This is a genomic window from Piscibacillus sp. B03 (assembly GCF_052246295.1).
In the GTDB taxonomy this organism is placed as follows: domain Bacteria; phylum Bacillota; class Bacilli; order Bacillales; family Alkalibacillaceae; genus Piscibacillus.
In genome coordinates this window covers 1-21,813 of record NZ_JBQQCO010000009.1, presented here as the reverse complement: position 1 = coordinate 21,813, position 21,813 = coordinate 1, and the positions used below count along the sequence as shown (strand labels likewise).

General features: G+C 36.1%; 22 protein-coding genes. 15 read left to right on the top strand and 7 right to left on the bottom strand.

Annotated elements, in window-relative coordinates:
- Positions 1–51: 51 nt before the first annotated feature.
- Positions 52–1,302 (top strand): DNA polymerase IV, encoded by a 1,251-nt coding sequence (locus ACTWQB_RS07635; protein ID WP_443138599.1) that lies wholly within the window; start codon positions 52–54, stop codon positions 1,300–1,302.
- An 84-nt stretch (positions 1,303–1,386) separates the two neighbouring features.
- Here the strand turns inward: ACTWQB_RS07635 and ACTWQB_RS07630 are convergent, their stop codons facing one another.
- Genes ACTWQB_RS07630 through ACTWQB_RS07615 form a run of 4 tightly spaced genes read right to left on the bottom strand, consistent with a single transcriptional unit; the run spans position 1,387 to position 5,454 of the window.
- Positions 1,387–2,757, bottom strand: a complete 1,371-nt coding sequence (locus ACTWQB_RS07630) for an aldehyde dehydrogenase (protein WP_443138598.1) — start codon at positions 2,755–2,757, stop codon at positions 1,387–1,389.
- The gene (gene rnz, locus ACTWQB_RS07625) at positions 2,750–3,685 is read right to left on the bottom strand and encodes a ribonuclease Z (RefSeq protein WP_443138597.1); all 936 of its coding nucleotides are present in this window, start codon (positions 3,683–3,685) and stop codon (positions 2,750–2,752) included. The genes ACTWQB_RS07630 and rnz overlap by 8 nt, the downstream gene beginning before the upstream one ends.
- 17 nt (positions 3,686–3,702) lie before the next feature.
- Positions 3,703–4,722, bottom strand: coding sequence for an NADPH dehydrogenase NamA (gene namA / locus ACTWQB_RS07620; RefSeq protein ID WP_443138596.1), 1,020 nt, complete (start codon positions 4,720–4,722; stop codon positions 3,703–3,705).
- Between the two features lie 18 nt (positions 4,723–4,740).
- On the bottom strand, positions 4,741–5,454 hold the full coding sequence (locus ACTWQB_RS07615) for a glycerophosphodiester phosphodiesterase (RefSeq protein ID WP_443138595.1): 714 nt from the start codon (positions 5,452–5,454) through the stop codon (positions 4,741–4,743).
- A gap of 147 nt (positions 5,455–5,601) precedes the next feature.
- Here ACTWQB_RS07615 and ACTWQB_RS07610 point away from each other — a divergent pair, with 147 nt between their 5' ends.
- Both ACTWQB_RS07610 and ACTWQB_RS07605 read left to right on the top strand, forming a co-directional pair.
- Positions 5,602–7,209 (top strand): M20/M25/M40 family metallo-hydrolase, encoded by a 1,608-nt coding sequence (locus tag ACTWQB_RS07610; protein ID WP_443138594.1) that lies wholly within the window; start codon positions 5,602–5,604, stop codon positions 7,207–7,209.
- A 76-nt stretch (positions 7,210–7,285) separates the two neighbouring features.
- Positions 7,286–8,257 (top strand): MBL fold metallo-hydrolase, encoded by a 972-nt coding sequence (locus ACTWQB_RS07605; protein WP_443138593.1) that lies wholly within the window; start codon positions 7,286–7,288, stop codon positions 8,255–8,257.
- A 72-nt stretch (positions 8,258–8,329) separates the two neighbouring features.
- Here ACTWQB_RS07605 and ACTWQB_RS07600 read toward each other — a convergent pair whose 3' ends face one another.
- From ACTWQB_RS07600 to ACTWQB_RS07590, 3 genes are all read right to left on the bottom strand, one after another.
- Entirely contained in the window at positions 8,330–8,671 is a 342-nt protein-coding gene (locus ACTWQB_RS07600) for a YolD-like family protein (protein WP_443138592.1), read from the bottom strand.
- 12 nt (positions 8,672–8,683) lie between these two features.
- On the bottom strand, positions 8,684–9,913 hold the full coding sequence (locus ACTWQB_RS07595) for a DNA polymerase IV (RefSeq protein WP_443138591.1): 1,230 nt from the start codon (positions 9,911–9,913) through the stop codon (positions 8,684–8,686).
- A 281-nt stretch (positions 9,914–10,194) separates the two neighbouring features.
- Entirely contained in the window at positions 10,195–11,121 is a 927-nt protein-coding gene (locus ACTWQB_RS07590) for an aldo/keto reductase (RefSeq protein ID WP_443138590.1), read from the bottom strand.
- Between the two features lie 98 nt (positions 11,122–11,219).
- Here ACTWQB_RS07590 and ACTWQB_RS07585 point away from each other — a divergent pair, with 98 nt between their 5' ends.
- From ACTWQB_RS07585 to sigF, 12 genes are all read left to right on the top strand, one after another.
- Positions 11,220–11,765, top strand: coding sequence for an NUDIX domain-containing protein (locus ACTWQB_RS07585; RefSeq protein WP_443138589.1), 546 nt, complete (start codon positions 11,220–11,222; stop codon positions 11,763–11,765).
- 57 nt (positions 11,766–11,822) lie between these two features.
- Positions 11,823–12,950 carry an endonuclease Q family protein gene (locus ACTWQB_RS07580; protein ID WP_443138708.1) on the top strand — a complete coding sequence of 376 codons (1,128 nt, stop codon included), beginning with the start codon at positions 11,823–11,825 and terminating at the stop codon, positions 12,948–12,950.
- An 82-nt stretch (positions 12,951–13,032) separates the two neighbouring features.
- The gene (gene spoIIM, locus ACTWQB_RS07575; RefSeq protein WP_443138588.1) at positions 13,033–13,662 is read left to right on the top strand and encodes a stage II sporulation protein M; all 630 of its coding nucleotides are present in this window, start codon (positions 13,033–13,035) and stop codon (positions 13,660–13,662) included.
- Between the two features lie 109 nt (positions 13,663–13,771).
- Positions 13,772–14,221 carry a ferric iron uptake transcriptional regulator gene (gene fur, locus ACTWQB_RS07570; protein ID WP_443138587.1) on the top strand — a complete coding sequence of 150 codons (450 nt, stop codon included), beginning with the start codon at positions 13,772–13,774 and terminating at the stop codon, positions 14,219–14,221.
- 159 nt (positions 14,222–14,380) lie between these two features.
- Positions 14,381–15,268: a site-specific tyrosine recombinase XerD gene (gene xerD / locus ACTWQB_RS07565; RefSeq protein ID WP_443138586.1), complete on the top strand. Its 888-nt coding sequence runs from the start codon at positions 14,381–14,383 to the stop codon at positions 15,266–15,268.
- A 64-nt stretch (positions 15,269–15,332) separates the two neighbouring features.
- Positions 15,333–16,514: a phosphopentomutase gene (deoB, locus tag ACTWQB_RS07560; RefSeq protein ID WP_443138585.1), complete on the top strand. Its 1,182-nt coding sequence runs from the start codon at positions 15,333–15,335 to the stop codon at positions 16,512–16,514.
- Between the two features lie 13 nt (positions 16,515–16,527).
- Complete coding sequence (locus tag ACTWQB_RS07555) at positions 16,528–17,343, top strand: purine-nucleoside phosphorylase (protein ID WP_443138584.1); 816 nt, start codon at positions 16,528–16,530, stop codon at positions 17,341–17,343.
- A gap of 20 nt (positions 17,344–17,363) precedes the next feature.
- Entirely contained in the window at positions 17,364–18,668 is a 1,305-nt protein-coding gene (locus ACTWQB_RS07550) for a pyrimidine-nucleoside phosphorylase (RefSeq protein ID WP_443138583.1), read from the top strand.
- A 176-nt stretch (positions 18,669–18,844) separates the two neighbouring features.
- Entirely contained in the window at positions 18,845–20,005 is a 1,161-nt protein-coding gene (locus ACTWQB_RS07545; protein ID WP_443138582.1) for a D-alanyl-D-alanine carboxypeptidase family protein, read from the top strand.
- A 96-nt stretch (positions 20,006–20,101) separates the two neighbouring features.
- Positions 20,102–20,455: an anti-sigma F factor antagonist gene (spoIIAA, locus tag ACTWQB_RS07540; RefSeq protein WP_443138581.1), complete on the top strand. Its 354-nt coding sequence runs from the start codon at positions 20,102–20,104 to the stop codon at positions 20,453–20,455.
- Complete coding sequence (spoIIAB, locus tag ACTWQB_RS07535; RefSeq protein ID WP_443138580.1) at positions 20,452–20,895, top strand: anti-sigma F factor; 444 nt, start codon at positions 20,452–20,454, stop codon at positions 20,893–20,895. Before spoIIAA ends, spoIIAB begins: the two co-directional genes overlap by 4 nt.
- A 4-nt stretch (positions 20,896–20,899) precedes the next feature.
- A complete protein-coding gene (gene sigF, locus ACTWQB_RS07530) occupies positions 20,900–21,652 on the top strand; it encodes an RNA polymerase sporulation sigma factor SigF (RefSeq protein ID WP_443138579.1) in 753 nt (250 codons plus the stop codon).
- Positions 21,653–21,813: the final 161 nt, after the last annotated feature.

Below are 21,813 nucleotides of genomic sequence, written 5' to 3'. Positions count from 1 at the left end.
ATCAGGCACTTTTGTTATACTTAGAGGTAATGATGAATTAAATAGGTGGTCATGATGAAACAAAAAGGGAGAATCATTTTTCATGTAGATATGAATAGTTTCTATGCCTCCGTTGAGATGGCATATAATCCTGATCTTAAGGGTAAACCTGTAGCTATTGCAGGAAACCCTGATGAGCGACGAGGGATTGTTGTCACGAGCAGTTATGAAGCTAGAAAACAAGGAGTTAAGACAACCATGCCGCTATGGCAAGCTTTTGACCATTGTCCAAAACTCATTGTCTTAAGGCCAAACTTTGATCGTTACCGCGAGGCCTCTAAACATATGTTTTCGATTCTTTCTGAAGCCACCCCAATCGTTCAACCTGTATCCATTGATGAAGGGTACATGGACGTAACGGATTATGTTGGTGATGAAAACCCTATTCAATTTGCTGAAAAACTACAAAAAAGAATCTTAGATGAATTGGATTTACCTTGTAGTATCGGTATTGCACCGAATAAGTTTTTAGCTAAAATGGCCTCTGATATGAAAAAACCTTTAGGAATTACGGTCTTAAGAAAAAGGGAAATTAAAGAAAAATTGTGGTCACTTGAAATAGGTGAGATGTATGGTGTTGGACAGAAGACAGCTGAAAAACTAAAACGAATCGAAGTTCATACGATAGGAGATTTGGCTAATACGAATGTTTTAACTTTAAAGAATTTATTAGGGATTAACGGTGAACGATTACACCAACGAGCAAATGGAATTGATCATAGACCCGTTGACCCTGATGCTGTTAATGAATTTAAGAGTATTGGTAATTCAACAACACTTCCTTATGATGTGACAGACTTAACGAGTATTTTTCGAGTATTTGACCAACTTTCTGAAAAAGTTGCCAGTCGGTTGAAGTATAAAAATGTCGTGACAGAAAATATTCAAATTATGATTAGATATCACGACCGAAAAACGATCACAAGAAGTCGACAGTTGAAAGAATTTATTGAAACTAAAGAAGAAATTACTCAAATCTCAAAGCATCTTTTCCAAGAACACTGGAATGAGGAACCGATACGATTATTAGGTGTAACAGCACAGCATTTAACACCTAAAGATGAGTTGTATAAACAATTGGATTTATTTAACTATGAAAAAGATGCAGAGAAAGAAAAACTGTATGAAACGATGGATCAAATTAAAGAAAAGTATGGAAATCAAATTTTTGTGAAGTTAAATGATTCAAATCCCAGTGTAAGCACAAGCTTTCAGAAAGATTTCTTAAATGATTTTAAAGAAGATGTAAATAAAAAAAGTTAATAACTTTTGGCAAGAAGAGAAGCCGACCTAAGGTGAAGTAGACCTTATGGTCGGCTTTTATTATCAATGTATTTAATAATATCATTACTTAAACAGTTTTTTGATAATCTTTCTTCCCATTTTTGAGTTAGGGTAGCGGAATGCTAAGTCAAAAGCAGTGGTTTGTTTTAAAATACTCTTTTCATGGGTGAATGTTTCAAAGCTGTGTTTCCCATGGTATTTACCTATGCCACTAGTTCCGATCCCACCAAAAGGAAGTTGGTTATTACCTAGGTGCATCATTGTATCATTAATACATCCGCCACCAAAAGATAGGTTTTTGACAATCCATTCTTGATTTTTCTCATTCTCTGAAAAATAATAAAGCGCTAATGGATTTCTCGAGTGCTCGACATGGTCATATACTTCGTCGAGTTTATTAAATGTCATAATAGGCAATAGAGGTCCGAAAATTTCATCTTGCATAATTTTCGAGTTCCAATCAATGTTGTCTATTAGTGTTGGATTTATGAGTCTATTCGTACGGTCCGTTTCACCGCCGTAAATAATATTGCCCTCATCTAAATAATTTGTTATACGATCGAAGTGCTTATCATTTACGATTTTTGTATATTCACCACTTTGCAGCGGATTTTCACCATACATTTTTTCCACTTCAATTTTAATTTGATCTAAAAGCTTTTGCTTGATTGATTCTTGAATCAATAAGTAGTCTGGAGCTACACAAGTTTGCCCTGCATTAACAAATTTACCCCAAACAATTCGCTTTGCAGTATATTCAATTTTTGCATCCCGGTCAACGATACAAGGGCTTTTACCACCTAATTCTAAGGTGACAGGTATAAGCTGTTTGCTGGCTTTTTCCATAACAATCTTTCCGACCGGTACACTACCAGTAAAGAAGATGTAATCAAAAGGTTCTTCTAATAACTGTTGACTAATCTCAGCATCACCTTGAACGACAGTTATATATTTTTCTTCAAATGTATCTTCAATCATTTCTTCAATTAAATCACTCGTATATGGCGTTAATTCAGATGGTTTAATAATTGCTGTGTTTCCTGCTGCAATAGCGCCAATTAAAGGGGCTAATGCTAGATGTAAAGGATAATTCCAAGGACTAATGATCAACGTCACACCATACGGTTGTTTATAGATTAAACTTTTGGCACCTTTGTGTGATGTAGGTGTTTTAACCTTTTTAGGTTGCATCCATTCTCTTAAATATTTAATCGTGTAATTAATTTCCTGTTGTAGAAAACCAAACTCTGTCGTTAAAACTTCATATGATGACTTGTTAAGGTCTTTATGCAATGATTCGTATATGCGTGGTTCGTATCGATTTAACATCTCCTGTAATTTTTGAAGCTGATGGATACGGTAAGTATATGTCATCGTTTTTCCCGCGCGAAATAGATCTTTTTGTTTTTGAACGATGTTAGAAATGTCACTCATGTTGATCCCTCCTTTTGATAACGTAAGATGAAAGATCTTCAGCATATGTTGTATTAGGAAAAATTTTTCTAATTTCTTTCAACTCTCTTTGTAAGTCTTCCCCTACATATCGAGATGAAACATGGTTTAAAATCAGCTTATTTACATTAGCAGCTTTAGCGATTTGAGCAGCTTCCAGGCTCGTAGAATGATAATACTGTTTTGCTAAGGATTGATCTTGATTTGTAAATGTTGCTTCATGCACAAGTAAATCAGAATTTCTGACATGCTCAATAACATCATCAGAAGCATGAGTGTCTCCTAATATTGATATCTTTCTCCCAGGTATAGGGTCACCTGTTACATCATCTCTATAAATCATTGTTCCGTCAGGCAAGCTGATCTTTTCATTATTTTTAATTTGTTGATAGATTGGTCCAGGTTTTATGTCAAGCTCTCTAAGCTTTTCTGGAATTAACGGCCCGACAGATTCTTTTTCATTTATAATATAACCGTATGATTTTACGCCGTGCTTTAATGGAATACTTGAGACACTTAGAAGTCCATCTTCATATAATAGATTTTGATCGACTGATTTAAAATACAAATCATATCTCAATTTCGTTTCACTAACGTTTAGGCTTATTTCTATAAATTCTTTTAGTCTTGGAGGTCCATATATTTCTACTGGACTTGTTCCTTCTTGAAAAGATCGACTACTAAGTAACCCCGGTAATCCGTATATATGATCACCATGCATATGCGTAATAAATATTTTAGATATTTTTCTAGGTTTAATTGTCGATTGGAGGATTTGATGTTGGGTTGCTTCTCCACAATCAAATAACCATACCTCATCACGTTCCTGTAGCATAGATAATGCTAATGAAGAGACGTTTCTTTTTTTAGATGGAACACCTGAACCGGTTCCTAAAAAAGTTAGCTCCATAATGGCGACCCTCCAATCTATTGCCAACCTCGATTATATTGTTTAGGACCTTCAAGTTGAACACCTAACTCATCGGCGACTTGCTTCGGCCAGTACGGATTTCTTAAAAATGCACGTGCAACAAAAATAAGGTCAGCACGGTTGTTTTGGAGAATTTCCTCTGCATGAATACCTGTCGTAATTAAACCGACAGCTCCTGTAAGTATTTCTGCTTCATGTTTTATTGTTTCAGCTAATTTCACTTGATAACCAGGGTAAGTGTTAATTTTGACGGGTACAACCCCACCTGAGCTGCAATCAATTAAATCAATACCCTGATTCTTCATTTGTTGAGAAAAATAAATCATGTCAGACATGCTATTACCATCATCATGGTATTCAGAAGCTGAGATTCTTACAAAAATAGGGCCTTCAAATTCTGCTTGTACAGATTCAATAATATTTTTTAACATTCGGTAACGATTCTCTTTAGAGCCACCATATTCATCTGTCCGCTTATTAGTTAAAGGTGATAGAAACTGGTTAATTAAATAACCATGTGCGGCATGTATTTCTACTAAATCAAAATTAGCCTGTTTTGCTCTTTTGGCAGCTTGTTTAAAGGCAGTGATTATTTCTTCAATTTGTGACTTCGTCATTTCTTTTGGTGTTTTAAATTGATCATTAAATGGAATAGCACTTGGCGCATAAATATCGCCTTCTAAATTAGCCTTTCTTCCGGCGTGGGCTAATTGAATACCACTTTTGGATCCATATGTATGGATTCGTTCATTCATTTGTTTTAAACCGTCCACGTGTTCATCAGACCAGATGCCTAAATCCTCTGGAGAGATTCGGCCTTCAGGTTGTACAGCTGACGCTTCTAAAATAATCAAGCCAGCTTGACCAGCGGCTCGGCTTTCATAATGTGAGATATGGAATGGAGTCACTTTGCCATCTTGCTTTTCGCAAGAATACATACACATAGGTGACATGACAATTCTGTTTTTAAGTCGTAAGTTTTGGATGTTTATAGGTTCAAATAATTTGGCGTTCATCATGATCCAACCTTTTTATTAAATATTGTTTTTTATGACGTCTGGTATATCAGTGAAAAGTCCGTCTGCTCCCATTGTGACACATTTTCGTGCTAAGCTCACGCGATTTACTGTATAAACTCTAAACGGAATATCATAATTTAATAAACGTTTAACCATTTTACTTGATAATAGTCTAGATTTGATATGAATGGTATTTGCTCCTATTTCATGAAGAAATTGTTCAATATCTTTAACTTGGTTCTTAGTAAGCCAAGCCAGTTCTATATCAGCACTGACGTCTCTAACACGTTGAATGGTGTATGGGTTGAAACTAGAAATGGTAGTTTTATTGATCATGTTATATTCAGTTAATAATTCAATGACACGTCTTTCAATTGTAGGGTATTCGATGACATTAGTCTTCAGTTCAATATTGACAAGCATATTTTTGTTCTGCACCCATTGTAAAAACTCTTTTAAAGACATAATAGGTGTATGTAAATACTGTTTAGAAAACCAATATCCTGCATCGAATTCCTGAAGCTCATCTAGAGTATAATTTTGGACAAAACCCGTTCCGTTTGTTGTCCTTCTAATATTCTCATCGTGGATGATAACGGGTATAAGATCTTTTGTTAGCTGTACATCTAACTCGATTCCATCTGCACCCAATTCATGAGCTATTTCAAAAGCTGGAAGTGTATTTTCGGGTGCATATCGGCTAGCACCTCGATGGGCAAATATTTTCATAGTGATAAGCCACCTCATTATTTTATGACTCTATTATTTATTAATAATACGATAATATTGATATAATTCCTGTTTATTTCTGTTATGATTGTGGTGTATAAAAATTGAAAAGTCAAACTATTACGGTCGTGGCAAGGGGGAATCATGATGAGATGGCAAACAAAAGATCAATTAGAATCATGTCTCTGTGATCTCGTTAAGTTTAAAAGCATTTCAGGGACTGAAGGGGAAATAGAACTTATTGAACATGTGCAACAAGAGCTTATGACAGATTCATATTTCAAAAACAATCCTGAACATATCTATATTGATTTATTAGATGATGGGCGTAAATTGCTTGCTGCATTAGTTAAAAGTAAGAAGCAGACAAGCAAAACGATTATCTTATTAAGTCATATTGATGTCGTTGGCATTGATGATTATGGTTCATTTAAGGACCTTGCTTTTAATCCCAAAAAATTAACGGACCACTTCAAAAAGCATCCACAACAACTTCCAGATGAAGCATTAAAAGATTTAACAAGTCAAGAAAATTGGATTTTGGGACGTGGAACGATGGATATGAAGGCTGGGACTACTCTCCATTTATCAATGATTGAGCGTGCCATTAATGAAGAATGGGATGGGAATGTAATAATCCTTTTAGTACCAGATGAAGAAGTTAACTCAGCTGGTATGTTAAAAGCTCGAGAAACACTGAATCGTATTAAAGCAGAAGAGTCTCTTGAATATATTTTATGCATTAATAGTGAACCTATGTTTCGTCAGTTTCCTCAAGATGAACAAAAGTATCTTTATACAGGTTCCTTAGGTAAAGTATTACCGGGATTTCTTTGCTATGGAAAAGAAACACATGTCGGTGAGCCTTTCAATGGATTAAATGCCAACTTAATGTTGAGTTATTTAAATATCAATTTAGAGTTAAATACCGCATTAACTGAACAGGTAGGGGAGGAAGTAACACCACCCCCGATTAGTTTAATGAACAGAGATTTAAAAGAGCATTACTCAGTCCAAACACCACTGACAGCTGTATCTATGTATAATGTCTTGTTAATGAAGCAATCTGTTCAATCTTTAACCAAACAGCTTTTCGATACCATGAGAAAAGCTAAATCACAAATAGAATCTCACTTTGAATCACAAGTTCAAGCTCATAATCATACTAATTCATTCGATGTAAAAATCTTAGACTACAAGACCTTATATAATGAAGCTGTTAAGCGACATGGAATCAACGAAGTTAATAGGAGAAAAGAAGTGTTAACTAAAAATAGATCGCATGGAGATCGAGACTTCAGTACCTTACTCGTACAAGATCTCGCTTATCTATGTAAAGATTTGGCACCTATGATGATTTTGTTTTACAGTCCACCTTATTATCCGGCAGTTTCTAGTCAAGGAGATCCATTGGTTGAATCAGTTGGCGAACGTGTGACACAAGTTTTAAGTGAACATTACCAATATAAGGTGAAAACGTTAAATTACTTTAACGGTATTTCCGACTTAAGTTTTATTGGTGAAGACCCTAATATGGAAAGTAACCTTGATACGTTATACCATCAAATGCCTTTAGATGAGAGAAGCGGATTGTTTAGTTATCTTAAGGAGAAAGTTGAAGTACCATCGATTAATATTGGACCAGTCGGAAAAGATCCACATCAATGGACAGAACGTTTAAACGTGGATTATTCTTTCGGTGAATTACCAGACGTTTTAGCAGATGCCATTCAATTTGCCTTTAAAAATAGTTAGTCGTTTATGTTAAAAAACTATTTTTGTAGTATAATAAAACTGAATAACTATTCAGTTTTATTTGGGGGCAATGTTTATGACTCATGATATTTATCAAATAACACTTCCGACTCCATATGCGGTTGGTGACGTTCATTCATATATAATAAAAAATGATATGATTACTCTAATTGATGCGGGTGTTCACACTAAAGAAGCGTGGGAAGCCTTTAATCAACAATTAAAAACATTAAATCTTCAACCAAAAGACATTGATCAAATTGTGTTAACACACCACCACCCAGATCATATTGGTTTGGTTGGGCGACTTGATCATATAGATAAGATTTATGGCCACTCATTAGTACATAAGTGGTTAACACGAGATGAGGAGTATCTTCAACTTTATTTAAGCTTTTTCAATGAACTTTATTCCAAATGGGGAGTTCCAGAACATTTTCAAGATATTGAGAGGGCTTTAAAGTACACGCTAAAATTTTCAACCCAAAGTGCTTTAACAAATGTATTAAAAGAAGGGGATTCCATTCCTGGTATGGAAGGCTTCGTTGTAATGGAAACACCCGGTCATGCAGAAAGTCATATTTCTCTTTTAAATAAAGACACAAATGAGTTTCTAGCTGGAGATTTTCTGTTAAAGCATATCTCATCAAACCCACTGTTAGAACCACCACTTCAGAAAGGTGAAGAGCGTCCAAAGCCGTTGTTACGTTATCGCGAATCGATGAAAAGAGTGTTAAAATATTCTTTTTCAAATATTTATCCTGGTCATGGTGAGATTTTTTCTGATCATCAAAAGTTGATTAGAGACCGTCTAGTCAAACAGGAAAAGAGGGCGTATAAAGTATTAGATTATATTCGTGAAACGCCTTCGACTCCATTTGAAGTTTGCCAATACTTATTTCCGAAACACTATCAAACTCAATTTGGTTTGACAATGTCTGAAACGGTTGGACAGCTAGATTATCTTTGTTCAATTGGTGAGATTGAGCAGGTAACAGATGATAAACTAATTCGTTACACAGCTCGACATTCATTAACTACGCGGTAATTGTTTTTAGAAAAGGTTAAGAAACAAGGTTGGGGCAATGTGTTTGTTCCAACCTCATGATTTCTGCTATTTTTATTGAATATCAACTATATTGTTTAAAGAAACCCACTCTATTTCCTCTTCTATCGTGAGAAGCTTGATTTGCTTTGTTTGCCTATCGACTTTTTGAATTACCCCCTTAAGGATGACTGTTTCATAAGGATGGAACAATGTGATATGAACGGGTGATTGCATGTGTATAGCTTCTTGAATTTTTTTCTCCAGTTGCTCAATTTCTTGTTGATCTAGAATAGGCTTAGTTTTTTTAATTAATTGTTTTTGATGTTGTTGCAACAGCTCCTTATGCTCCGGCAGCATCATGCGGCTCGATTCCCAGATTAAATTGTGTCCTTGAGTTAACTTATTTGGGTTCATCGAAATCTCTCCTTACTTATAATGTCCACCAATTTTTTGTGCTCGATCAAATACTTGACCAGCATCTTTTAAGGAAGAGGCACGGACAATGGCTGTTTGGCCGAACTTCATTCGAATATCATCCATTGCCTTACTTAACTGATCCTTTTCAACAGACGGGTTAAAAAGGCTAAGCTGATAAACATCTGCTGATTGTAGTTGTGATAATGTGACCCCGACACTACGAACGGGTAAGCCATCCCAATGTTTGTGTAGGAGTTTTAGTGCAGCGTGAAATAGGTCCATGCCATAGTTAGTGGGTGACGTTAACTTAATTTGTCGGTGAAATCCTGTTGGAACCTCAAAGTTAGCCCCACGAATGCCTAACGATAATGTGTGACCACGGTAGTTTTTAGCTCTTGCTCGTTTAGCGACCTCTTCACACAATTCAAGAAGAACAATCTTAACATCCTCAAGCGTTTCATAATCTCGTGGCAATGTCATATGGTGGCCAACTGCTTTTTGACCGTTATGTGTTTTAGTTGTAACGGGAGAATAATCAATGCCGTTTGCGATATTCGATAGCACTTCACCATTGATTCCCCAGCGCTTTTTCAAATAATGAACAGGGTAGTTGGCGAGGTCACCAATCGTTTGAATCCCCATTCGGTGAAAGTGACGTTTCATACGGCTTCCCACACCAAACATCTTACCAACGGGTAGCTTCCACATGGTCTCTTTCATATTGTCAGGTGATAAGTAGAACATACCGTCTTTATTTTTCTTAGCAAAAGCATCACAAGCAATTTTGGCGAGCACTTTATTTGGACCCATACCGACACGAGCATAAACACCGAGTTCTTCTTGAATTTCATATTGAATTTGTTTTGCTACTGAATATTTGTCTCCAAATAATCGTTCTGTTCCAGTTAAGTCCATAAATTGTTCATCGACTGAAAATACTTCTACTTGATCTGTAAACCTCTCTAATATTTTGGTGATCTGATATGAGAGGTCAATATATAATTTCATGCGAGGTCGAACGACAATGAGTTCAGGACATTTTTCTTGTGCTTGCCAAAGTGCCTCAGCAGTTTCAACGCCGTATTGTTTGGCAATTGGACAAGCAGCTAGAATGATACCACTTCGTCGTTCAGGATCTCCTGCTACGACTACAGGTTTGTTTTGAAGCGATGGGTCAGCTGATTTTTCAATTGACGCATAGAACGATTGCATATCGACCAAAAAAATGATTTTTTCCATAGAATCCCTCTTTTTTATAAGGCCCGCGGAAAGCGTCCACCGGGAGCGTATCACAATATCAACAACAAAGTTTAACACTACCTTTAATAAAGATAAGCCTGTTTTTTGCTGATAGAACTTTTGTTCGTGTTTTTATTATATGCGAACATACGTTCTTTAATCAATAGAAATTTATGACAAAAAAATCCGAATCTGATCTGAGTCTAAATTGCTCAGATCAGTTCGGATTCCCTTACTCGTTATAATGGTTTATTCATTTTATAAAAGCTTTATGCAAAATTTCAGTCACGATGTTGCTCATAAATATTAGTTTTCGTGAGCTGCTTTAATTGTTCAAAAACATCATCTGAAATATCAGATTCTTGATACGCTCGCACGTTATCTAGTACCTGTTCTGGACGACTAGCACCAAGAACTAAACTGCTAATGGCTGGATGCTTGAGTGTATATCCTATTGCTAATGATTGAGGTGGCTGGTGATGATTATTCGCTAGGTCTTGTAAGGACATAATTGTCGACTTTAATTCTGAAGAATCATAGTCAAGAAATCCTTTTTGGCCTTTCTTTTGCCATTGAGATTGCCCGTTATTCGTTAACATTCCTTTCCCTAAAGCACCACGCACAACAACGCCAACTTGACTGTTATTGAGAAGGTCTAAAACTTCTTCTTCAGGTCTGCGGTCCAGTAAGCTGTATTGCATCATAACACTCGTTATGTTTGATTGATTAATGAATCGTTTAATAACATTTGGTCGAATGGAAGAGATGCCGTAGTAGCGAATGAGACCTTCTTTTTGTAGTTCTTCAAATGTTTCGATGACTTCATCAGTTGGGTCTTCAATTGTTCCGCCATGGAGTTGGTAGAGATCAACATCATCTAATCCAAGTCGAAGTAAACTATTTTTAATAGCTTCTTTTAAATATTGCTTCGATGGGTCCCAATACCATCCATCTTTTCCAGATTCAAAATGATTTCCACCTTTTGTGGCAATGGTGACTTGATCACGTTTACCTTTAATGGCTTGACCGACAATTTTTTCATTTTCACCAAAGTCATATAAATCTGCTGTGTCGAGGTAATTAATTCCTTGGTCTAAAGCTGTATCAATAATATTCGTAGCATGTTTTACATTGGTGCCAAGGTTCATACATCCAAGGCTGATTTCTGATACATATAAATCTGAGTGTCCTAATTGACGTTTCTTCATTTATTAATCACTCCTTCTATTTCTATTTTAAAAACAACATTTCATTAAAAACAAATATAACGGTCTATGCTACAATAGGGGGCAGAAAGGGGATTATTATGAAGAAATTTGAAGAGAAGACGATTTCAAGTGAGTCGATTTATAAAGGTAAAATTATTGATGTCAGAATAGATGATGTAACATTGCCAGATGGTAACAGATCGCAGCGAGAACTAATTGACCACCCTGGAGCAGTTGCGATTATTGCTATAACAGATGAAGGTAAAATAGTATTGGTGGAACAATATCGTAAAGCGCTTGAGAAAAGTATAATTGAAATTCCTGCTGGAAAGCTAGAACCAGGTGAAAAGCCAGAGGTAACAGCTAAAAGAGAGCTTGAGGAAGAAACAGGCTACCAAGCAGAAACATTGGATTTTGTCGTGTCCTACTACACGTCTCCAGGCTTTGCGAATGAAATTATCTATGTTTATGAAGCAAGAGGTTTAAGTGAGGTTGAAGATCAATTAAATGGTGATGATGATGAGTTTGTTGAACTTATTGAAGTGTCATTAGAGGAAGCGATGGATCTCATCAATAGTCAACGAATCCATGATGCGAAGACGATTCACGCTATTTATTATCTCATGTTACAACATAAAGGGTGACATAAATTGAGTTTAGAAAGCTATTATGCTGATTTGCATGTTCATATCGGTAGAACGATGTACGATCATCCAGTTAAAATATCGGCATCCAATAACTTAACAATCTCAAACATATTTGAGTATGTTAGAGAGAAGAAAGGCTTAGATTTAGTTGGAGTGATTGATGCACATGTTCCAGAGGTTATTGAGGAGATTGAATTGTTATTACAAAATGAGTGCATTGAGTTGGACGAGGGTGGGATTTCAAACGGATCCGTTACGATGTTACTAGGATCAGAAATTGAACTGTATGATCAGAACTGTTCCGGACCAATTCACGTGTTATGTTTTATGCCAACGTTACAAAAAATAAAGGATTTTTCTAATTGGTATAAGCAATTTGTTAAGAACCCAACATTAAGTTCACAACGGATGTATGTACAATCTAAAGAGCTTCAAAAGAAGGTGAAGGAATTAGGTGGACTATTTATTCCTGCACATGTATTTACACCCTTTAAAAGCCTTTATGGAAAAGGGGTTCGGAAAAGCCTTACAGAAGTATTTGATCCACAGTTGATTGATGGCATTGAGTTAGGATTGAGCTCTGATACATCTATGGCAGATATTATACATGAATTAGAACCATATACATTTTTGACAAACTCTGACGCTCATTCTTTAGAGAAAATTGGTAGAGAATATCAAGAGATAAGATTAAAAGGACCTACTTTTAAAGAGTTTCAATTAGCTCTAAAAGAATTAGAAGGAAGAAGTGTCATTGCAAATTTTGGTATGAACCCATTGTTAGGTAAATATTATAATACAATTTGTAGAGGGTGTAACGCACGAGTTGACTATGCTGAATACTGTCCAAGTTGTGGATCGAAAAAGATGATAAAAGGTGTTAGTGAACGGATTAAAGAAGTGAGCCAACACCATGAATCAAGTAAAAGGAAACGCCCGCCTTATATTCATCAAGTGCCGTTGGAGTACATTCCGGGGCTTGGCCCAAAGACGTTAGAGAAGCTAAGAGACGTTTTATATCACGATATGTATATTATTCATGAAGCAACTATTGAAGAGTTAACTAAAAATAGCAATAAGCTGATAGCTGAAAGAATCATACAGTTAAGAAAAGGTGAACTCGACATCAGCCCTGGTGGTGGGGGTACTTATGGAAGTGTTTTGTTGAAAGATAAAAATTGATTTGAATTAATCTACTTGGTTCTATATTTATTTCTAGCTTCATAGGATTTTACTAGAGCTAGAAACGAATGGAGGAACCATGATGAAACGATGGTTGAAAGGGTCGTCCTATACACTAGAGCCTTATATCAGTTTATATGTATTCTTGTTTGTGCTGTTTGTCATTGGTGTCATTTTCGGCGCCAGTATGGTTGGAAGTCTAAGCTTCTTACAAAAACAAGATTTACTATTTTTCGTAGAACAATACTTTCTATCGATTACAGAATCCTCTAGATTAACCACATTAGGAGAATTGTTTAGTGCTTTTTGGACGCATGGAAAATATGTAACATTTTTATTCTTATTTGGGTTATCGTTCATTGGATTACCAGTTGTATGGTTTTTATTGTTCTTAAAAGGAATCGTCATAGGGTTTACGGTTGGCTTTTTAGTTAACCAGATGTCATGGAAGGGCTTCTTATTATCGATGTTAAGCGTTACGCCACAAAATCTTTTAATCGTTCCTGCGTATCTTTTAATCGTGGCTAGTAGTATGATTTTTTGTATTCATGTAATGAAAATGTTATTCGGAAAAGGTAAAAGTTATTATACAATTGGCCAAGCGGCTAGTTTATATTTCAAAAGCTATATAATAGCTTTACTTATTGTATTAGGTGGATCGATTATAGAGGCATTTGTATCTACTCAGTTCATGCACATCATTTTAAAATAATTATAAAGTGATAATCATTATTAAATTATAAATTAAAATAATTATAATTTGACACCAAACCCTCTCTTACATATAATTAATTATGTAAAGTAAGAGGGGGGGATTCTTCGTGGAAAACCGCATAGAGAAAATAAAGAAACAATTACATTCTCAAAGCTATAAACTAACCCCACAAAGAGAAGCAACCGTTCGGGTTTTATTAGAGCATGAGGAAGACCATTTAAGTGCGGAAGATGTCTACCTCCTCGTGAAAGAAAAATCACCTGAAATTGGATTGGCAACTGTTTATAGAACACTAGAATTGTTATCGGAATTAAAGGTTGTTGACAAAATTAATTTTGGTGATGGTGTATCACGATATGATCTTCGAAAAGAAGGTGCAGAACATTTCCATCATCACTTGGTGTGTGTAGAATGCGGTTCTGTAAAAGAAATTGAAGAGGACCTATTAGGGGATGTAGAAGAAATAGTAGAATCACAATGGGAATTTAAAGTTAAGGATCACCGCTTAACATTTCATGGGATATGTAAGCAATGTCATGATAAACAAGACAATTAATACATAGAATACCTTTTTTCGCAGAGAAAAAAGGTTTTTTTGTTTACAAGAAGAAGGGTATCTTAAAATAGTAAATTTCTAAATTAAAGAATTTTAGTAGGATAGGCCACTTTTTTTGAATTGAATAAAATGAAGGCGTAAAATAGAGGAGGCATCGGAATGGAAGATGCATTAAGAGATTATATTCATTTCTTACAAATTGAAAAAGGACTTGCTGATAATTCAATAGCGTCATACCGAAGAGATCTTAACCAGTACTTAAAATTTTTGAAAGAAGTAGAGGAAGTAGCTGAAGTTAACCAAATTGAGCGCCATCACATTAGAGAGTTTTTAAAACACCTGGACGACGCAGGTAAATCTAGTTCGAGCATTGCTAGAATGATCTCAACGATTCGTTCGTTTCATCGATTTATCATTCAGGAATACGGCGTGAAACATGATGCTTCTTTACATATTCAGACACCAAAAAAGGAAAGAAAGCTACCGAAAGTATTATCAAATTCAGATGTAGAAACGCTGCTAGATTTAAATGGGTCTGAACCTTTAGATTTAAGAAATAAAGCAATGTTGGAAACGTTATATGCAACCGGTTTACGTATTTCAGAATTATTATCATTAAAAGTTAATGACCTACATTTAATGATGGGGTTCGTACGCATTATTGGTAAGGGTGGAAAAGAACGAATTGTTCCTTTAGGTAAACATGCGCAACAAGCAATTGAGGAATATGTAGAACATGCTAGGCCTAGTTTTCTAAAGCATAACCAAACCGATGCACTTTTTTTAAATCACAGAGGCAAACAAATGACAAGGCAAGGGTTTTGGAAGGTGTTAAAGAAAATTGCAAGAGAGAAGGGAATTCGCGCAGAATTAACTCCGCATACACTAAGACACTCTTTTGCATCTCATTTGCTTGAAAATGGAGCTGATTTAAGAGCAGTACAAGAAATGTTAGGACATGCAGACATTTCAACAACTCAGATTTATACTCACATCTCTAAGACTAGAATGAAAGACATTTATCAAAATTACCATCCTAGGGCATGATATGTTATAGTTTTTTAGTTGTGGGAAAAATGTAAAACACATCTAATCATGGAGGTAAATAATCATGGAACAACCATTTAAACGTGTATTTTTAATTGTTATGGATTCAGTTGGTATTGGAGAAGCACCAGATGCAAAAGACTTCAACGATGAAGGTGCTGATACATTAGGGCATATTGCTGAACATATGGACGGACTTAATATGCCGAATATGGGTAAGCTTGGCTTAAGTAACATAAGAGAAATTAAAGGTATTGATCCAGCAGAACAACCAATGGCTCATTATACAAAAATGGAAGAAGCATCTGTTGGAAAGGATACTATGACAGGGCATTGGGAGATTATGGGCTTACAAATGGGTCAGCCTTTCCGTACATTTCCAGAGGGTTTTCCAGATGATTTAGTACAAAAAATTGAAGAGAAAACGGGCCGTAAAGTAATCGGTAACAAGCCAGCCTCAGGTACTAAAATTATTGAAGAATTAGGCAAAGAGCACATGGAAACAGGTGCGTTAATTGTTTATACATCCGCAGATCCCGTATTACAGATTGCTGCACATGAAGAAATCGTTCCTTTAGATGAGCTTTATGAAATCTGCGAAACTGTTCGTGAGATGACTAAAGATGATCCATACATGATTGGACGAATTATTGCTCGTCCATTTGTTGGTGAACCAGGTAACTTTGAGCGCACAACGAATCGTCACGACTACGCTTTAAAACCATTTGGTCGTACAGTCATGAATGAACTTCAAGATGAGAATTATGATGTTATTGCTTTAGGTAAAATTAGTGATATTTATGATGGTGAAGGTGTAACAGAAGCCATACGCACAGATGATAATAACGATGGAATGGATAAATTATTGCAAAGTTTAGATAAATCATTTAATGGCTTAAGCTTTTTGAATTTGGTTGATTTTGACGCCAAGTTTGGACACCGCCGTGACCCTCAAGGATATGGTGAGGCATTAGAAGATTTTGACCGCCGCTTACCTGAAGTATTAGAGAAGCTTAATGAAGAGGATTTATTAATTATTACAGCTGATCATGGTAATGACCCAATTCACCACGGGACTGACCATACTCGCGAATATGTCCCTTTATTGGCATATCATAAAGGTATTAAAGAAGCGAAGGAATTACCAATCCGTGATACATTTGCAGATATCGGTGCTACTATTGCAGAAAACTTTAATGTAAAAGCACCTAAATATGGCACAAGTTTCTTAAATGATATTAAGTAAAGGAGTCGCAGTTATGATAGAACAAATTAATGAATCAAAAGCATTTATTGAACAACAATTAGAAGGACAAACACCACAGGTTGGACTGATTTTAGGTTCTGGATTAGGAATTCTAGCAGATGAAATAAACAATCCTACCGTCATTCCTTATAAAGAGGTTCCTAATTTTCCAACATCAACCGTTGCAGGGCATAAAGGGCAATTAGTCATTGGAGAGCTACAAGGCAAAATTGTAATTGCCATGCAAGGTCGCTTTCATTATTATGAAGGATACTCCATGCAACAAGTTACGTTTCCTGTTCGAGTGATGAAAGCATTAGGTGTAGAACAATTAGTCGTAACAAATGCAGCTGGTGGCATTAATGAATCATTTGATGCAGGTAATCTAATGCTGATTAAAGATCATATTAATATGATGGGTAATAATCCTTTAATGGGGCCAAATCATGATGAATTAGGTCCACGCTTCCCTGATATGTCACAGGCGTATGACCGTAATTTAATGGAAGTTGCTAAACAATGTGCATCTGAGCTTGATTTAACGTTACAAGAAGGCGTTTATGTTGGTAACACTGGACCTGTTTATGAAACAGGTAGTGAAGTGAAAATGTTACGCACATTAGGTGGAGATGCTGTTGGAATGTCGACAGTACCAGAAGTTATTGTCGCTAATCATGCAGGAATGAACGTACTAGGTATATCTTGCATCTCAAATATGGCAGCTGGAATATTAGATCAACCGCTATCGCACGATGAAGTGATCGAAACAACAGAAAAGGTAAGAGAAGATTTTATTCAGTTAGTTAAAAAAGTAGTCAAAAAGATGTAATTTAGCAGGAGTGTTCAATAATGAGAATGTACGATATTATCGCTAAGAAGCGGGATGGAGAACATCTAACAAAAGAAGAAATTCAATTTTTCATAGATGGCTATACAGATGAATCAATTCCAGATTACCAAGCTAGTGCTCTAGCTATGGCAATTTATTTTCAGGATATGAACGAAGAAGAGCGTGCTAACCTTACGATGTCAATGGTTCACTCTGGTGACACGATTGATTTATCGGATATTGAGGGTGTGAAAGTGGATAAACACTCCACTGGTGGTGTTGGTGATACAACCACACTATGTTTAGCTCCGCTTGTAGCATCTGTTGACGTTCCAGTTGCTAAAATGAGTGGACGTGGATTAGGTCACACTGGTGGTACGATCGATAAACTTGAATCAGTGCCTGGTTTCCATGTTGAAATTACTAGTGAAGAGTTTGTTAATCTTGTTAATAAGAATAAAATTGCGGTAATCGGTCAAACAGGTAACTTAACACCAGCCGATAAGAAGCTATACGGATTACGCGACGTAACAGCGACAGTTAATTCTATTCCACTGATTGCGAGTTCAATCATGAGTAAGAAAATTGCCTCAGGTGCAGACGCTATTGTTTTAGATGTTAAAACAGGTGCTGGCGCGTTTATGAAGTCGAAAGAAGATGCTGAAAACTTAGCTAAAGCGATGGTTTCAATAGGAAATAATGTCGGCCGTCAAACAATGGCTGTTATTAGTGACATGAGCCAACCTTTAGGTAGAGCAATTGGTAACGCGCTTGAAGTTAAAGAAGCCATTGATACTTTAAATGGTCATGGACCAGAAGACTTAACAGAATTAACATTAACTCTTGGTAGTCAGATGGTTGTACTTGGTGGCAAAGCTGATTCTTTAGAAGAAGCTCGCAACATGCTAGAAGAGAATATCAAAAATGGAAAAGCAATTGAGAAATTAAAAGAATTTTTAGCAGCACAAGGTGGAGATGCATCAGTAGTCGATCAACCAGAGGAGCTACCACAAGCCTCGCATATTTTTGAACTAGAAGCTAAAGAAGCGGGTTATGTTGAAGGTATGGTTGCAGATGAAATTGGCTCTGCTGCCATGATGTTGGGTGCTGGTCGCCAAACAAAAGATTCCGAAATCGATTTAGCAGTTGGGATTGTATTGAACAAAAAAGTTGGCGATTATGTGGAGAAAGGCGAATCACTCCTTACGATTCATGCTAATCAAACAGATGTGGATCAAATCAAAGATAAACTATATCAAAATATATCTATCAGTTCTTCATCTGTTCAAGCACCACAACTTGTCCATAAACTTATAAATGAATAAATTCATTGTCCCTCGGGTCCTATACATGGTTTCGAGGGATTTTTAATTGCTCTCATTATAATTTCTATAATTCCCCATAAATTCATCAAGCCTAGACCACTAATAATTTTTTAAAAATCTTGTAATAAAAAATAAGACCTTGGAAAAAATATGAAACATGAAATGGAGGGAGTATCATGAGAAAAATAATTTCATTGTTCATCATTATTTCATTGATTTTACCGAGTACAAGTTTATTTGCTCAAGAAGATATCGAAGTAGCTAACCTCATCGAGTCATCCAAGTCGGCAATTCTCTTAGAAGCTGATACTGGAGAGGTTATTTTCAAAGAAAACGAATCTAAACGCCTTCCACCAGCAAGTATGACTAAAATCATGACCATGCTTTTAATTATGGAAGCACTTCATGACGGTACCATTAGCTTAGATGAGAAGGTGAGAATTAGTGAACATGCAGCTTCGATGGGCGGAACGCAAATTTATTTAGAGCCATTTGAAGAAATGACTGTTAAAGATTTATTAAAAGGAGTAGCGGTTGCTTCAGCAAATGATGCATCTGTTGCTTTAGCTGAACGTATTTCGGTTACAGAAGAAGCCTTTGTAGAAAAGATGAATCAAAAAGCACAGGAATTAGGGTTAAAGGACACGAACTTCAAAAATGCAACAGGCTTACCAGCCAAAGAACATTATACCACTGCGCATGACATGGCAATTATGGCCAAGGCTTTACTTGAGTATGAAGAAATTACTGATTATACAAAGATTTATGAAGATTACCTTCGTAAAGGAACTGAGGATGAATTCTGGCTTGTTAATACGAATAAGTTAGTAAAGTTCTATCAAGGTGTAGACGGTCTTAAAACAGGTTATACATCAGAGGCTAAATTCTGTCTAACAGCAACAGCCAAAAGGAATGATATGAGAGTAATCGCAGTGGTAATGGGTGCAGAAACATCTAAAGACCGTAATAGAGATATATCTAATATGTTAGACTATGCATTCGGCCATTATGATATCAAGAGGTTATATTCTAAAGGAGATTCAGTGTACGAATGGGAGCCTTTAAAATCAAATGACAAAATAACTGCAACACCTAAAACAAATATCTCATTATTACTTAAGAAAGGCGAATCTATTGAAGATTATAAAACAGAGATTGTAAAAGAATCGTTAGATCACTGGCCGGTTAAAAAAGGTGATGAGGTAGGAAAAATACGAGTATTAAAAGGAAACGAATCAGTTGGAGAATATCCACTAATTGTCGATCAAGATGTAAAAGATGCTAGTATTTGGACATTGTGGAAGCGCGCGCTTAGAACCATTCATCACGGTAAATAAACGTCGAATTGACACTTCTTTTGTCATGTAGCAGGAAAATTAAATAATCGAGAAGAAAGACTCAATAGCTTATTTTTTATGAAGGAGGAAAAAGCGTTGAGTCTTATTTCACATTTCGAGAAAAAAGAAGATGTACTGTTAGTCAGACTGATTGGTGAACTAGACCACCACGAAGCAGAACAACTGAAGGAGAAGTGGAAAGAACAATTAGCTGACACAAGCATCAAACATGTTGTCGTTAATTTAGAGAAGTTGGCATTTATGGATTCTTCAGGTTTAGGTGTGTTCTTAGGGCGTTATAAAGAGGTAAAACAATTAAACGGTGAAATGGTCATTTGTTCATATAATCAATCAGTTAAGCGTTTGTTTGAACTATCTGGTTTATTCAAATTAGTTCGCACAGCTGATAATGAAGAGGCTGCCCTAGAACGTTTGGGGGTGGCATCATGAACAATTATATGAAAGTTGATTTTGCAGCAAAAAGTGAAAATGAATCATTTGCTCGTGTAACAGTGGCTTCTTTTATTGCCCAATTGGACCCGACAGTTGATGAATTGACTGAGATAAAAACAGTTGTCTCTGAAGCTGTTACAAACGCAATTATTCATGGTTATGAAGAAGATGAAGATGGGATTGTGACACTTGAATGCCATATCTGTGAAGGTGAAGTTGAACTAAGTATCATGGATCGTGGCCGTGGTATTGATAATGTAGATGAAGCAACTCAACCTATGTTTACATCCAAACCTGAACTAGAGCGTTCTGGAATGGGATTTACGATTATGGAGAACTTTATGGATAATATAACGGTAGATTCACAAATGGGTTACGGTACAACGGTCACAATGAGAAAAAAGTTCAATCAAAATGAAACCGCCTCACATAGGTGATGGTATGAGTGGAAAAGAAAAGGTTAAAGAAGAACAATTAACTTCAGATCAAGTTAGAAAATTGATTGAACTAAGTCAGACGGGTGATGAGTCTGCGAGAGATGAACTAGTTCAAAAAAATACTCGTCTTGTGTGGTCAGTTGTCCAACGCTTTTTAAACAGAGGCTATGAGGCTGATGATCTTTTTCAAATCGGCTGTATTGGTCTAATAAAATCCATTGATAAGTTTGATCTATCGTATGATGTTAAATTTTCAACCTATGCAGTACCAATGATCATCGGGGAGATTCAGCGTTTTATTCGAGATGATGGTTCAATAAAAGTTAGTCGATCTTTGAAAGAACTGAATCATAAAATCAGAGCGAAGATGGAGGAATTTTCAAAAGATAAAGGCCGTTCGCCTTCAATTGTAGAACTTAGCGAAGCGTTAGATATTCCGAAAGAAGATATTATACTAGCATTAGAAGCTAATCAAAGCCCTCATTCAATTCATGAAACGGTATTTGAAAATGAAGGAGACCCAATAACGTTAATGGATCAAATTGCTGAAAAAGATTCTAGCTGGTTTGATCATATTGCATTAAAAGAAGCTATAAGGCAACTAGACTCAAGAGAACGACTTATCATATACCTTAGATATTTTAAAGATCAAACGCAGTCTGAGGTGGCTAAACGATTAAACATATCGCAAGTACAAGTTTCTCGTTTAGAGAAAAACATATTAGAACATATGGGACATTTACTCAACAAACAGTGAATAAAGCTCTTACCTATTTGGTAAGAGCTTTTCTGTTTGCCCGTCATGGGTGAGCTCTAACGGGTGAAAGTCCCGAGTGTGACCAAGTAGCGGTAAGCACATAGCTGAAGGCAAGGGTGTCCGTGGTGACGCGGAATCTGAAGGAAGCTCTAGGCAAATCT